The sequence below is a fragment of the Marinobacter bohaiensis genome, from assembly GCF_003258515.1.
GTDB classification, from domain to species: domain Bacteria; phylum Pseudomonadota; class Gammaproteobacteria; order Pseudomonadales; family Oleiphilaceae; genus Marinobacter_A; species Marinobacter_A bohaiensis.
The window spans coordinates 2,461,233-2,474,747 of sequence record NZ_QGEH01000001.1 but is presented as its reverse complement, the minus strand read 5'-3'; the positions used below and the strand labels follow the sequence as shown (position 1 = coordinate 2,474,747).

Below are 13,515 nucleotides of genomic sequence, written 5' to 3'. Positions count from 1 at the left end.
CCCGAGCATAGCGGTGCGCCGGATGCAGATCGAATCGCTCAGACAATCTGGTGCAGCGCGTCTTCCAGCTCCGGGTATCGGAACTCGAACTGGGTTTGCTGCAGTCTCGCGGGGAGGGCGCGCTGACCCTCGAGTAACAGCACCGCCTGTTCACCCATCGCGGCGCGCAGGGCGAACGCGGGCACCGTGAACAGCGTGGGCCGGTGCAGGGCTTTGCCCATAGCGCGGGTGAAGGCCTTGTTGGTGACCGGATGGGGGCTCACCACGTTGTAGGGACCGGATGCGTCCGGTGACTCCAGCATCCAGATGAGGGCCTGCACCACGTCCTCGCGATGAATCCAGGGCATGTATTGCTGGCCGTCTCCCAGGCGCCCTCCGAGACCAAGCCGGAAGGGCAGGAGCAGCCGGGCCATGGCACCACCGTCACGATCCAGGACGACGCCGGTGCGCGACAGGCAGACCCGGGCACCCCAGGCCTCGGCGCGGCGGGCAGCGGCTTCCCAGTCGGCGCATAGTTGGTGGGTGAACTCGTCCCGCGGCGGTGCGTCCTCGGTGACGGCCTCACCGCCGTGACTGCCGTAATAGCCCACGGCTGAGCCGGAAACAAAGATGTCCGGCCGCTGTGTCCGCTGTTCCAGGGCATCAATCAGGGTATGGGTGAGGGCGATGCGGCTATCCCGTAACGCCTGTTTGCGGGCTTCGGTCCAGCGGCCCTCGGCGATGCCTTCGCCGGCCAGGTTGATCACGGCGTGGATGTCGTCGAGGTCACGAACCGCCTCGGTTGACTGGATGCTGTTTACGCGCCCGCAACGGGCCCGGACTTCAGCATCATCGCGGCGGCTGAGGATGGTCAGACGATAGCCCCGCTCCAGCAGCTCCGGACACAAACGCTGGCCGATGAACCCGGTACCGCCGGTGACCAGAATGTGTTGAATCATGCGGCGCCCCCAGTGATTATTGAGTCAGGCTTTCCTCTACGATATGCCGTATGGCATCGCCCAGCAAAGGATGTTCGCCAACCGGGGCGGACAGCTCAATGGCGATACCGTGCTCTGTCGAGAGCCGTTCCAGCATGGCGGGTACATCCTTGCGGAGATGTCGGCCGGCGGCCAGGAACAGGGGCAGGACGGTTATGGATTTGACGCCATCGGCGGCGGCGCGCCGGACCTCGTCGTCCAGTGATGGCTGGCTCAACTCCATGTAGGCGATGGCGGCGTCCGGAATGGACGACAGGCTGGGGGCGGCCAGTTTCTCGAAAGTGGCACACCACTTGGGATCACTACTGCCATGTGCCAGCAGGAGAACGCGATGGTCGGACATTTTGATACTATCTCCTCGTATCAACAGGGTTAAAACGTGAGTTACAACGTAAGTTACCGGAGGACTACGTACATTATGGCCGATTGGAGCAGTGGGCACCGAATCGAATGGGGACGCCGCTGATGTTTTCCTGGGAGGAAGTCCTGTATTTCTGGTTTGGCGAACTGGATGACGACGGCGTTCCCGCAACGGAGCTTCGTCAGCGCTGGTTCCAGGCCTCCCGATCCTTCGACTGGGAGATCCGCCGCCGGTTTTTCAGCCTGGTGCTGGTGGCGTCGGAAAATGGCCTCGAGTCCTGGCGTGACGAGCCGGGCGGGGCCCTGGCGGAACTGCTCTTGCTTGACCAGTTCCCCCGCAACATTCATCGCGGACGCGCGATGGCGTTTGACGCCGATCCACAGGCCCTCAAGAACTGCCTGGCGGGCCTGGAGCGCGGACATGATGTGACCCTGCCACTGATCCAGCGGGCCTTTTTCTTCATGCCGCTCCAGCATTCGGAAAAATTGACGCACCAGGAGCGGGGTGTGGCCTTGTATGAGCAGTTGGTGGCCCTGGCCGACGGTCGCCTGAAGGACGTCCTGCGCAGTTTCCATCAATCCGCCGTGAGTCATCGGGACATCGTGGCCCGGTTTGGGCGGTTTCCACACCGTAACCGGCTGCTTGGACGGCGCTCTACGCCAGAGGAAGAGGGCTATCTGCGCGATGGCGGACCGGCGTTCGGGCAATAGGATGGCGTGGATTAATCCGCTTTATTGATTCAAGTCACTATCTCGCTGTTTCTTTTCCGCGACACTCTGTGGTGTGTCTGAGTAGTTACCCGTGGATGGGTCAATGAGCCTGGCCACAGAGTGTCCCATAAGAACGGAATAAATAATGACAGACGGTAAGCACGACCCGGTTAACGCCGTCGGTGGGGGTTTGCGCGACTCGATTCAATACCAGGGACGAAAGACCGTACGGGCCAAGAGCGAGCAGCGGCGGCGGCAGATTCTGGAGGCGGCGCTCGATATAGCCACGACCGACGGCGTGCGGGAAATCAAGCATCGGTCGGTGGCCCGTCGTGCCGGCGTTCCCCTGGCATCCACCACCTACTATTTCCGCGACATTGATGAACTCATCCTCGATGCCTTCATACTGTTTGCGGAAAAATCCAACCAGCGGATCCGTGATTTTTACACGGCCATGGAAACGATCATCGATGGTGAGGCGAGTGAAGAACGGTTGAGCGCTGCACCGGGCCGTGCGGGGCTCGCCGAGGCGTTGGCGCAATGTGCGACCCGATACTTCGCCACCCAGATCCGCGATAACCGCAACGCGATCCTGGTCGAGAAGGCGTTCCTGGTTGAAGCCATGCGGGATACCTTGCTGGAAGAGCTGGCCCGTAACTATCGGCGCGCCTGGATCGACAGCGTGCAGGCGTTGCTGGTCCGGCTTGGGGCGTCTCACCCGCGCCGGGACGCCGAGTTGCTGGTGGGGCTGGTGACCGGTCTCGGGTTTGACGGCGTGCTGTTGGGCAGGGCGTTTGATGCTGGCTGGTTGCGGGCTCTGTTCGAACGGATGATTCGTATGGTGCTGGATAGCGAATTCGGCGCACCTGCGGCGATCGGTGGTGATCTCTGCGTGAGCGGCTGTCGGTCAGTCGCCGCTGTCTTCCCAACGGGGCAGGCGGATGGTGACGTGTAAGCCGCCGCCGGTGGCCTGACTTGCCGAGATATGGCCGTTGTGGACGGCGATAGCGCGCTGTGCGATAGCCAGCCCCAGGCCGACACCTTCGGTGGTTTGCTGGGAATCGAGGCGTTTGAACGGCAGGAAAATGTCATCCAGCATCGATTCCGGCACTCCCGGGCCCTGGTCGATGATATCGACCGCCAGTTGCTCCGACCCCGTATCGACGGCGACGGAAATACGAACCGTCGTGCCCTCGGTGGTGTACTTCACGGCGTTGCGGATAACGTTCTCGAACGCCCGGTAGAGCAGCTCCCCGGACACCCGCGTGACGAACTGCCCCGGTGCCTCCAGGGTAACGGCGCACCGCTTGCTGCTGGCCTCGAAATCGGCGTCGTCGGCAATCACATTGAGCAGTTCGATCACGTCGACGCGCTCAGTCAGCGGCTTGTCGGAGCCGCTTTCCAGGTAGGACAGCGTCAGGATCTCCTCAATCAGCCCCTCCAGTCGCTCCGCCTCCCGTTCGATGCGTTCCAGCATGCCCGGCTGCGGGTCGCGGGATTGGGTCAGCAGGCCAGTGGCCACCCGCAGTCGAGCCAGCGGCGAGCGCAACTCGTGAGAGATGTCGTGCAGCAGCCGGCGCTTTTCTTCGATGAGCTTCTGCAGATGGCTGGCCATGCGATCGAAATCGTCGCCCAGCTCACCGATCTCGTCCTTGCGTCGCCCCAGCAGGTGGCGGACTCGGGTGGAGAGCTGTCCGCCGCCAATGGAGCGCAGGCCGTCGCGGATCAGGATCAGGGGCCGAGCCAGGTACCAGGCTAGGAAAAGACTGAAAAGGACGCTCACCACAGCGCCAATCGCCACCGGTACCAGATCGTTGGGGCGGGGCGGTCCGAGGTGTTGGAGCCTGTCGGCGGATACGAAGCGGAAACGCTGGCCCTCGGGTCCGGTCACGGGGATGACGGTGGCGAACTGGTCGGGCCGCTGGCCGGCAATCACCTTGTCGTTGCTGTCCAGCAGCGCCAGCGAACCGCCGCCCGGTCGTGTGACCCAGTCGAGGAGCGGGCGAGCGACCTCGATCCCGTCCCGTTCGATCACCCGGCGGGAATGATCGATCGACATCATGCGTTCGGCGGTTTTTGGGTCCGGCCGGTTGTGATCGGTGAACCGGAACAGCGCGGCGCCGACAAAAAAGGACAGGGTAATCGCCAGCCAGAAAGCGATGAAGAACTTCCAGAACAGTGGGCTGGGCTTCATTCGGTCACCAGCATGTATCCCAGGCCGCGAACTGTGTGAATCCAGGACTGCCCGTCCGGACGCTGGCCGAGCTTCTGGCGGATGCTGCTGACGTGGACGTCAATGCGGCGGTCAAAGCGGGTCAGCGGTCGCCCCAAAGCGTTGCTCGACAACTCCTGTTTGCTGACCAGTTTGCCGGCGTGACGGGCCAGCTCTTCCAGCAGGTTGAATTCCGTACTGGTCAGTTGCAGCGGCGCGCCGTTCCATTCCGCGGTACGGCGGCTGGGCCAGAGATTCAGGGCGCCCGCCTGGATCAGACCGTTTTCCGGCGTCTGTTGGGCTTCGCGATGAGTGCGGCGAAGAATCGCCCGCAGCCGCGCTACCAGCTCGCCCGGCGATGTGGGTTTGGGGACATAGTCGTCGGCACCGAGGTCGAGACCGGAGATCCGGTCGATATCGTCGCCGCGTGCGGTCAGCAGCAACACCGGCACCTGGCTCTGGCCGCGAATCCGGCCGAGTACCTCAATGCCGGAAAGGCCGGGCAGCATGACGTCCAGAACGACGATGTCATGGCGGCCCGACAGCGCCTCCATCTCGCCTTCCTCTCCGGTATGAACGGCCTTGACTCCGAACCCTTCACGATTCAGATAGGCCGTCAGCATCCCCGTTAATTCTCGGTCGTCGTCGACCAGCAGTGCTTGATACATAGAATCCAGACTTTTCGAAGCGGCCTGCATTATCGGCGCATTGGTCGTGCCTTGTCATGGGTTGGCGGGAATCTTTACCCAATCTAACACTGGCTTAACCGCATCAAACACTGGAATCGATACCATGACTTGCAGAGCAAAACCAACGTGTCAGGAGGTTGTCGTCACGTGCGTCGCAGTTTGATTGTTATCAGTGTTTGTGTGCCTATCTGGCTTCAAGGGTGTGCAACCACCGATGAGCAGGCCAGTAACGACTATACCCACCGACTGGAAACCGGGTCGCCCATGGGGCAGCTGGAAGAGGCCGATCCCGATGATCCGTTCTTCGCCGCCATGGAGCCGCAGGCCGAGCCGGCGGAGCAGGTGCCGACCGGCTCCATCTACCAGCCCGGCGTGTCCCGTGGTCTCTATCAGGAACGGTCCCACTTTCACGTCGGGGATATCATTTCCGTTCAGTTGGAGGAGTCCACCAAGGCAACCAAGAAGGGCACCACGAGCCTCAAGAAAACCAGCCAGTTCAATCTTGAACCGATCGGCGTACCGGGTGGCAACCTGGAAATTGGTGACAACGAGGTCCAGCTGGACCTCGACCAGGAGCAGACGTTCAAGGGAGACGGCACGGCCAGTCAGAGCAACGGTTTCGAGGGTGAGTTGACGGTGGCCGTCACCAAGGTTCTGCGCAACGACAACCTGGTGATCCGTGGCGATAAATGGCTGCTGATCAACAATGGCAAGGAGTACATCCGCCTGACCGGCGTCATCCGTGCCAAGGATGTTAACGACAACAACACCATCGATTCCTCCAAGATCGCCAACGCCAGAATTGAATACTCCGGCACCGGTTCGCTGGCGGACAGTCAGCGCCTGGGATGGCTTGCCGATAAACTGAATGATCCTGAGGTCTGGCCGTTCTGATGCGACTCGTCATTTTCCTGATTAGCCTGAGCCTGCTGCTGACTGCCTGCAGCGCCGAACAACTCACCCGTTACAAGATTATGGATAAAGACGAGAAGACCGTGCTTGAAGCCGAGGGCTATGCACCGATCAATACCCAGCCGGGCCCCAGCTATGAAGAAAAGCTCATGCAGGCGATGGAGGCTTCCCGCGAGGAGGCCTATGAACGTCTGGCCGAACAGATCTACGGGGTCAAGGTGCGGGCCCGCACCAGCGTCGACGACCAGGGCGTCGAACACGAGGTGCGGGAAGTTCGTGTTGAAGGGATCGTGCGCGGGGCGGCCATCGTCGCACACGGTATCGATGGCAAGATGTATACCACCAAACTGACCCTGGACAAGTCGGTGCTCGATGAACTGGACGAGTCGGTCACCGAAAGTTCGCTGCAGGATCACCCATGGTGGTATTGAGACGCCTGCTGATCGGGCTGGCCTTCGTCTCCCAGGTGCAGGCCGCCTGGCACAGCGGCGAGGGCAGTGCCGCCATCATCAACGACAACTATGGTTTCGCCATGCGCGAAGCAGCCCAGGTAGCCATTCGCGATGCTGTGCTTTCGGCTGGCGCGTCAGTGTCGCTGGTCAAGGATGTGGATGTGCAGCTCGCCAGCCCCGAAGGCGGGGTGCTTTTCGTCACGCGCGATGGCGGGCTGATTCGTAGCGTCCAGTTGGTGAAGGAGTACGAATACGACGCCAGGGCCAGGGTCCAGTTGCGACTCGACATTGCGCGCGCCGATCAGGTCTGCGGGGCGCCGCCGATCAGCAAGTCGGTTACGTTGCTTCCGTTCACGCTGGATACGGCGGATCAGTCTGCCTGGGGGCAGTTGGAGCGTCTTCCGGAGGCCCTGACGGAGCGATTTCGGGAAGCGCTGAACGGGGTGCCGAAAGACTTCCTGGTCAATGAGGTGGTTGATCGTCCGCTACCGATACAGGTAAACGCCGGCAGTCGCGACCGGCCTGCGGGCCTTGAATACCGCTATCTGGCCGAGCGCTCGCGCAGTCAGTACGTGATGCAGGGGCGAATCGACAACATCTCCCTGGGCCAGGTGGACGGGGGATTGCTCGGCGGTGACTCGCTGGTGCGGCAGTTTTCCATGACCGTCGACATCGTCGATGGGCTGTCGGGGGATGTCATTCGCTCGCAGCAGTATCGAACGCGCACGGTCTGGCCGTTCAAGGCCACCGAACGTGTCGGTGTCGACAGCGACCGCTTCTGGGACTCGGAATACGGTCTGGAAGTCGAGCGTCTCACGAAGACGGCGGTGGATGACATGGCGGGTCTCGTCGCCTGCGCACGACCGGCGGCGCGGGTCATCCGGGTCCAGCCGAACCGTGTCGATGTGGCGATCGGCGCGCGCCAGGGGCTGCGCCGGGACACCGTCTTCCGCCTCAAGTACGAGGAGCGGTTTATCGATGACCAGGGCGTGAGTTACGCCAGTTTCAGTGATTCGGGGCTGGACTTCGAAGTGGTTCGGGTGTTCCCGGATCACAGCGTGCTGGCCCCGGTAACGGGCATTATGCCGGCCAGCATTCAGGTCCGTGACCTGGTTCAGTTGGACAGTTTTTGGGAGTGATTCCATGGATTTGAGTTCGATTTTGCCTTCTGGGCTGTTTCCAGCGACCGACAGCGGCGAGCTGGCCACATCGACCGACACCGCATCCAGCGACAGCTTCAGCCAGATTTTCGGTCAGACGCTGGAGCAATCGCTGTCGGGATCGGGTACGACTCAGCAGGAGAGCGGCAATGCCGTCGGGTTGCTGGGGCAGAGCCTGGCCCTGGGGATTGCACAGAGCCTGATTCCGGCCTCATCGGCGGCGGGGGCGAGCACTGAGTCCACTGAGACTGTCGACTCGACGGACAGTGATGCGGCCTCCAGCGAAACGGCTACCGCTGACGATTCGTCAGCGGCGAGCACGGCCTCGTCTGACGCAGCTTCTACCGCCGACGCCGACGATGCGATCAGTGCCGCGGCATCAGCCTGGAGTGACGAGCGCCTGTCTGGCCTGATGGCCACGCAAGCACTGGAAAAAAAGAATGAAGAAAATGGTTGACGGCCGCGTCGGGATCCGTAGAATACGCAGCCGTTGAGAGGGGAACGCCCCTCAAAACAGATCAAAAGCTTGCTCAGGCAGCTTCGAAATAAGCGGGAATAGCTCAGTTGGTAGAGCACAACCTTGCCAAGGTTGGGGTCGCGAGTTCGAATCTCGTTTCCCGCTCCAGATTCCAGAAAAAGCCCGGCCTTAGTGCCGGGCTTTTTCGTTTCTGACTGACGCTGTCTGCAGGCGCTGGTATCCTTGCTTCTTTTACAAGGAGGGGCGTCATGGCGAAGGTCAAAGTCGAGCAGCTGTTTTACTACCCGGTCAAGTCCCTCCGAGGCGTCTCCCTGACGAGCATGACGCTCGATGATTTCGGGCCGGCCGGCGATCGGCGCTGGATGCTTGTCGATCCGGAGGGCTGCTTCGTGACGCAGCGGGAGCAACCCCGCCTGGCCCTGATCCAGGCGGACCTGCATGACGGTCGCCTGGTTCTGACGCTCCCCGGTGAGGCCGATGCCGTCGCGGTCGAGCCGTCCGGCACTGAGCAGCGCGTACGCGTCTGGCGGGATTGGGTCAAGGCGCGCTTTGCAGCCGGCGATGCCTCGGAGCGACTCAGCCGATGGCTGTATACGCCCGTCTCGTTGGTCTACATGCCGAACTCCAGTCTGCGGCCGGTGGACCATAATTACTCGCTGGCGGAGCGCCGCGTCAGTTTCGCCGATGGTTTCCCGTTTCTGGTCACCCACACCGCATCGCTACAGGCCCTGTCGGCGCGAGCGGGGCAGGACTTTGATATGCGTCGCTTCCGTCCCAATATCGTCGTCTCCGGCGGCGACGCCTTTGCCGAAGATCAGTGGCGGGCCCTGACGATCGACGGCCTGCGCCTGGATCTGGTCAAACCCTGTTCCCGCTGTGTGATGACGACGGTGGATCCGGACAAGGGTGAAAAAGCGGCGGACCTGCAACCCTTACGCGAACTGGGACGTTTTCGCCGCACGCCGGATGGCGTGATGTTCGGCGTCAACGGTATTCATAGCGGTACCGGCGGCATCCGTGTCGGCGACTGGTTCGATGTGGAATTGAAAGAGGAACACTGATTCATGCCCTTGCTTTCCCTGGAAAACGTGTCACTGGCTTTCGGCCTGCATCCGCTGCTGGATGACGCCCAACTGACCGTCGAGCGCGGCGAGCGTGTCTGCCTGCTCGGTCGCAATGGCGAGGGCAAGTCGACACTGCTCAAAGTTGTCCAGGGACTGGCGACGCCGGACAGCGGCTCAGTGCGACTGGACGACGGCTCGGTGCTGGCCTCCCTGCCGCAGATGCTGCCGTCGGACGATGAGCGTAGCGCCTACCAGGTGGTGGCGGACGCCTTTCCGGAAACCGGCGCCCTGCTGGCGGAGTTCCATACCCTGTCGCAGCAGGCCGACGAGGCCAGTCTCGACCGTCTGATGAAAGTCCAGGAAAAGCTCGAAGCGCTGGACGGCTGGCGCCTGGATCAGAAGGTCAATGCCATCCTGGCCCAGTTCAGCATCGATCCGGATTCGGTCTTGAAGACGCTTTCCGGTGGCTGGCAGCGGCGTGTGTTGCTGGCCAAGGCCCTGGTCGCCGAGCCCGATATTCTTCTCCTGGATGAGCCGACCAACCACCTGGATGTGCCCGCCATTGCCTGGCTGGAAGACACCTTGCGCCAGTTCGCGGGGGCGATCCTGTTCGTGAGCCACGACCGGGCGTTTATACGCCGTCTGGCAACCCGTGTTGTCGAGCTCGATCGTGGACAGCTGGTGAGCTTCGCGGCGGATTACGACCGTTACCTGACGCTCAAGGAAAAGGCGCTTGAGGAAGAGGAGCGTCACAACGCTGAGTTCGACCGCAAGCTCAAGCAGGAAGAGGCGTGGATCCGTCAGGGCATCAAGGCGCGACGGACCCGCAATATGGGGCGGGTCAGGGCGCTCAAGGCCATGCGGGACGAGCGCCGGCAACGGCGTGAGCGAGGCGGCAACGCCAGCTTTGCGATCGAGGATGCGGCCCGCTCCGGAAAGCTGGTTGTAGAGGCCCGGCAGGCCTCCTTTGCGTACGATGAGAGCAAGCCTGTTATCCGCGATCTGGAACTGACGGTGATCCGCGGCGACAAGATTGGCCTGATTGGCGAAAACGGCACGGGCAAGACGACGTTGGTGCGCCTGCTGCTCGGCGATCTGGATCCGACCGATGGCGCCGTTCGCCTGGGTACCAACCGTTCCGTGGCGTATTTTGACCAGTTGCGAGGCGAGCTCGATCCGGAACTGAACGCGTTGGATAATCTGGCTGAAGGTCGGGAGTTCATCGAGATCAACGGCCAGAAAAAGCATGTTCTGGGCTATCTGCAGGATTTCCTGTTCTCACCGGAGCGAGCACGGTCGCCGGTCAGTGTGTTTTCCGGCGGGGAGCGGGCGCGGCTGATGCTGGCCAAGCTTTTCAGCAAACCGGCGAACATCCTGGTGCTGGACGAACCGACCAACGATCTGGACGTGGAGACGCTGGAGCTTCTGGAGTCGCAATTGGTGTCCTTCGGCGGCACGGTATTGGTGATCAGCCATGACCGGGAGTTTCTCGATAATGTGGTGACCGACACCCTGGTGCTGGACGGATCCGGCCAGGTGCGGAACTACGTGGGTGGCTATTCGGACTGGCGCCGACAGGGCGGCCGGTTCCCATCGGAAATCCCGGCCGAGGCGCCGCGCAAGGCGGCGGCCAAACCGGCCAAAAAGGAGGCTGAAGCTGCCAGGCCGGCCTCGCCGCGCAAGCTCAGCTACAAATTGAAGCTCGAGCTGGAGGCCCTGCCTGAGCGGATTGCCGGGCTGGAGTCGGAAATTGAGGTATGGCAGGGCAAGGTGTCGGAGCCCGATTTCTACAACCGGCCCCACGAGGAAGTCTCCCAGGCTCTGGCGCATCTGGCGGATAAGGAAAAAGAGCTGGAGGCGGCGATGGAGCGCTGGATGGAGTTGGAGGACATGGCCGGCGCCTGAGCGCTGTCAGGCTAAGGTCGCATCAACGGCGGCGCGGCAATCGGGGACAATGCCGCGCGATTGCAAAATCACACCAAAGATCACGGCGAGGTGGCGGGCAATCGAGTAGACTGGATGATGTCCAGTGCTTCCAGCTTCAGAAGTGTGAAGGTCTCTGAATGACGGTTACCTATACCTTTCGCCCTGACGGCGACAATCCAACAACATTCCATGTCGATCCGGATGCCGGCATGCATCGCAGCGATCGCGACAAGGCGCGCCCGTTACCCGAGTGGACGCGTCTGGGGCACTGTCAGTGCAGTAATTGCCCGTTGTCGATCGAGAAAGAGTCTCACTGTCCGGCGGCGGTGGCGATACTGCCGATCGTCGACAGGTTCCGCAATGACGACGCCTACGAGAAAATGACCGTCCGGGTGGACGATGGTCGCCGCCGGTATGAGAAAGACACCACGCTGGAAGAGTCGCTGCGCTCGTTGCTGGGGCTCATCATGGCAACCAGCGCCTGCCCAATCCTGGCGGAGTTGCGGCCGATGGCGGTGCATCACATGCCGTTCGCGAGCTCGGACGAGTTCATCATGCGCAGCGTTTCCCTCTATTTGCTGCAGCAATACTTTGCCAAGCGTCACGACCGGGAGCCCGATTGGGCGCTCAACGGCCTGGTGGAGCGTAATCAGCGCCTACAGCTAGTGAACCAGGCGCTCTGGCAGCGCATCCACACGGTGTGCCAGGGCGACAGCAACCTGAAGGCGCTGCTGAACTTCTTTTCCATGGCGTCCAGCGTGTCCTATTCGCTGGAAACACAACTGCGCAAGCTCGAGGGCAAGCTGGACGAGCAAGGCATCGGCGCGGTCTGAAGCGGCGATCGGGGCCGCGTCGCGCCCGCCGCCCCCAGAGCTCCCACCCCGAGTAGAGTGCGGATCAGTGGATCCGCACCGCCAGGACATCGCACTTGGCGCCGTGCAACACGCCATTCGCCGTCGACCCCAATAACAACTGGATGCCGTGGCGTCCGTGGCTGCCGACGACCGCCAGGTCGACGCCCCTGTCCTCGCAGATCCGGTGAATTTCCGCTTCCGGCCGTCCCACTGTGACCATCAGGTTTTTGTCTTCAATGCTGTGTTTGCGGCCCAGGTCGGTGAGCTGGTCCCGGGCCGATTTGTCCAGCTGGTCCTGGAGTTCGCTCAGGTCCATGGGAATATCGCCGCCGTACGCATAGCCGACCGGCTCGACCACGTGCAGCAGAATCAGCTCGGCGCCGTGGATGCCAGCAAGCTCCGCCGCGTGGCCAATTACCTGGTCGGCTTCTTCTGTCAGGTCAATGGCCGCAAGAATCGTTTTGTACATCGCCATGGCGTTGTCCTCTCGGTGGGGGATAGGTTCCTCTTACCATAAATCTAGGACAGAAGGTCAATCCCATCACTGATTTGCATCAAATTTTCCGTTGCGGGCGGTCCGGCTATCCGGGCCGATAAAGCGGCCTGACGGCCGCTTGGAGGTGGGCGGTTGTTGGTGTCGTCACCTTGGCCTGGAATATCAGCCGGTGTTTGTCTGGGCGGTTTGCGCTGTCCGGGAAGACGTCTGTCCGGACAGGAGTGAAATCGCCATTTCCAGTTCTTTCAGGATGCCCTTGGAATAGCGGTCGATGATGAAAGAAACGTTGTTTTCGTTGTAGTTGATATAGGAGTTGCGAATGAACCCCCACTTGGACGCCGCGCTGCTCAGGGCGGCTCGCAGATCGCCGCTGGGGTTGCCTGAGGTCACCCTGGACATCAGCTCGTCGAAGGCTTTGGCCTGTTGATCGAGAGCCGTATCGGTATCGGCGCCCTGGAACGTCTGGGATACGGCCGACGTCGAACGAGCCGAATACTTGCTCATCATCTTTGCCATGAGTACCGCGGCGGCGCGGGCGGCTTCAATCCGGTCATCGGTGGTGACGTCGGCGTGGGTGCGGACGGTTTCGTAGAGCTGTTCCGAGGTGTCGCTCAGTGCCTGGGCCTGGTTCGCCATATCGGACACCAGGCGTAGATCCGGGTAGCCATTGGCACGGACATCGTTGATGTTCTGGCGCATCAGATCCTTGTAGCGGTCGAAGTCCGTGGTCAGCCGGTCGAGCTGTTGCTGGTCGAGGCGGTCGCCGGACTGTTCCGTAATCTGCTGCGTGTCGTCGTTGGATGCGTTGATGAACCCGACGATTTCGTTCAGCGTGTCGGTATCGTTGCTGACCGTATACCGGTAGTAGGCGTTCAGGGATGAGTAGGTATTGATGCGGAACTGGTGGATGGCGGCCAGGAGGGGCGAGTCCGCCGCGTGAAGTGTCTGGCAAAGGAAAAGGCTGGACATGCCAAGCGAGAGCGCGATCAGTCGCGCACTGAACCACTGACCGAAAGGTTGCATCGGCAGGATCTCCGTTTTTCTTGTTGGGTCGTTGAGAATCGTTGTTTTTGTTGCGAGCGCCCGGTCTGTCGGAGAGCGGTTATAAGAGCTCTTGTTTTAGGAACAATGACTGTTGGACGCTCTCTCGATCTTGAGGCTAAAGTAACTCTCTGATCCGTTCAAGCGGTTTGACAGGCTTTGACAGGGCGCTCCGGACCAGGT

At 61.6% G+C, this 13,515-nt stretch carries 15 protein-coding genes and 1 tRNA gene; 10 read left to right on the top strand and 6 right to left on the bottom strand.

Going from position 1 to position 13,515, the window contains the following annotated elements:
• Window positions 1-38 precede the first annotated feature (38 nt).
• On the bottom strand, window positions 39-938 hold the full coding sequence (locus DKK67_RS11100) for a TIGR01777 family oxidoreductase (RefSeq protein ID WP_111496400.1): 900 nt from the start codon (window positions 936-938) through the stop codon (window positions 39-41).
• A gap of 16 nt (window positions 939-954) precedes the next feature.
• Entirely contained in the window at window positions 955-1,320 is a 366-nt protein-coding gene (locus tag DKK67_RS11095) for a sirohydrochlorin chelatase (protein ID WP_111496399.1), read from the bottom strand.
• A 122-nt stretch (window positions 1,321-1,442) separates the two neighbouring features.
• Here DKK67_RS11095 and DKK67_RS11090 point away from each other — a divergent pair, with 122 nt between their 5' ends.
• The gene (locus DKK67_RS11090; RefSeq protein WP_111496867.1) at window positions 1,443-2,048 is read left to right on the top strand and encodes a DUF924 family protein; all 606 of its coding nucleotides are present in this window, start codon (window positions 1,443-1,445) and stop codon (window positions 2,046-2,048) included.
• A gap of 145 nt (window positions 2,049-2,193) precedes the next feature.
• The gene (locus tag DKK67_RS11085; protein WP_111496398.1) at window positions 2,194-3,003 is read left to right on the top strand and encodes a TetR/AcrR family transcriptional regulator; all 810 of its coding nucleotides are present in this window, start codon (window positions 2,194-2,196) and stop codon (window positions 3,001-3,003) included.
• Here DKK67_RS11085 and DKK67_RS11080 read toward each other — a convergent pair.
• Both DKK67_RS11080 and DKK67_RS11075 read right to left on the bottom strand, forming a co-directional pair.
• Complete coding sequence (locus DKK67_RS11080) at window positions 2,956-4,242, bottom strand: sensor histidine kinase (RefSeq protein ID WP_111496397.1); 1,287 nt, start codon at window positions 4,240-4,242, stop codon at window positions 2,956-2,958. The two genes, DKK67_RS11085 and DKK67_RS11080, sit on opposite strands and share 48 nt — an antisense overlap.
• Entirely contained in the window at window positions 4,239-4,928 is a 690-nt protein-coding gene (locus tag DKK67_RS11075) for a response regulator transcription factor (protein ID WP_111496396.1), read from the bottom strand. Before DKK67_RS11075 ends, DKK67_RS11080 begins: the two co-directional genes overlap by 4 nt.
• Window positions 4,929-5,129: 201 nt before the next feature.
• On the opposite strand from DKK67_RS11075, the gene DKK67_RS11070 reads away from it, so the two are divergent.
• The 8 genes from DKK67_RS11070 to DKK67_RS11035 all read left to right on the top strand — a co-directional run bounded on the left by DKK67_RS11070 (window position 5,130) and on the right by DKK67_RS11035 (window position 11,774).
• On the top strand, window positions 5,130-5,843 hold the full coding sequence (locus tag DKK67_RS11070) for a flagellar basal body L-ring protein FlgH (RefSeq protein WP_228160576.1): 714 nt from the start codon (window positions 5,130-5,132) through the stop codon (window positions 5,841-5,843).
• A complete protein-coding gene (locus DKK67_RS11065) occupies window positions 5,843-6,292 on the top strand; it encodes an LPP20 family lipoprotein (protein ID WP_111496394.1) in 450 nt (149 codons plus the stop codon). The genes DKK67_RS11070 and DKK67_RS11065 overlap by 1 nt, the downstream gene beginning before the upstream one ends.
• Complete coding sequence (locus tag DKK67_RS11060) at window positions 6,280-7,452, top strand: flagellar assembly protein T N-terminal domain-containing protein (protein WP_111496393.1); 1,173 nt, start codon at window positions 6,280-6,282, stop codon at window positions 7,450-7,452. The genes DKK67_RS11065 and DKK67_RS11060 overlap by 13 nt, the downstream gene beginning before the upstream one ends.
• A gap of 4 nt (window positions 7,453-7,456) precedes the next feature.
• Entirely contained in the window at window positions 7,457-7,930 is a 474-nt protein-coding gene (locus DKK67_RS11055) for a hypothetical protein (protein WP_111496392.1), read from the top strand.
• Window positions 7,931-8,022: 92 nt separating this feature from the next.
• A tRNA-Gly gene (locus DKK67_RS11050) sits at window positions 8,023-8,098 on the top strand.
• Between the two features lie 101 nt (window positions 8,099-8,199).
• Window positions 8,200-9,012: an MOSC domain-containing protein gene (locus tag DKK67_RS11045; RefSeq protein WP_111496391.1), complete on the top strand. Its 813-nt coding sequence runs from the start codon at window positions 8,200-8,202 to the stop codon at window positions 9,010-9,012.
• 3 nt (window positions 9,013-9,015) lie between these two features.
• Window positions 9,016-10,920, top strand: a complete 1,905-nt coding sequence (locus DKK67_RS11040; RefSeq protein WP_111496390.1) for an ATP-binding cassette domain-containing protein — start codon at window positions 9,016-9,018, stop codon at window positions 10,918-10,920.
• A gap of 158 nt (window positions 10,921-11,078) precedes the next feature.
• Window positions 11,079-11,774, top strand: a complete 696-nt coding sequence (locus DKK67_RS11035) for a DUF6901 family protein (RefSeq protein ID WP_111496389.1) — start codon at window positions 11,079-11,081, stop codon at window positions 11,772-11,774.
• Between the two features lie 64 nt (window positions 11,775-11,838).
• On the opposite strand, the gene DKK67_RS11030 is transcribed toward DKK67_RS11035, so the two are convergent.
• Together DKK67_RS11030 and DKK67_RS11025 are read right to left on the bottom strand one after the other, a co-directional pair.
• Entirely contained in the window at window positions 11,839-12,270 is a 432-nt protein-coding gene (locus DKK67_RS11030; protein WP_111496388.1) for a universal stress protein, read from the bottom strand.
• Between the two features lie 183 nt (window positions 12,271-12,453).
• Entirely contained in the window at window positions 12,454-13,314 is an 861-nt protein-coding gene (locus tag DKK67_RS11025) for a hypothetical protein (protein WP_111496387.1), read from the bottom strand.
• Window positions 13,315-13,515 lie beyond the last annotated feature (201 nt).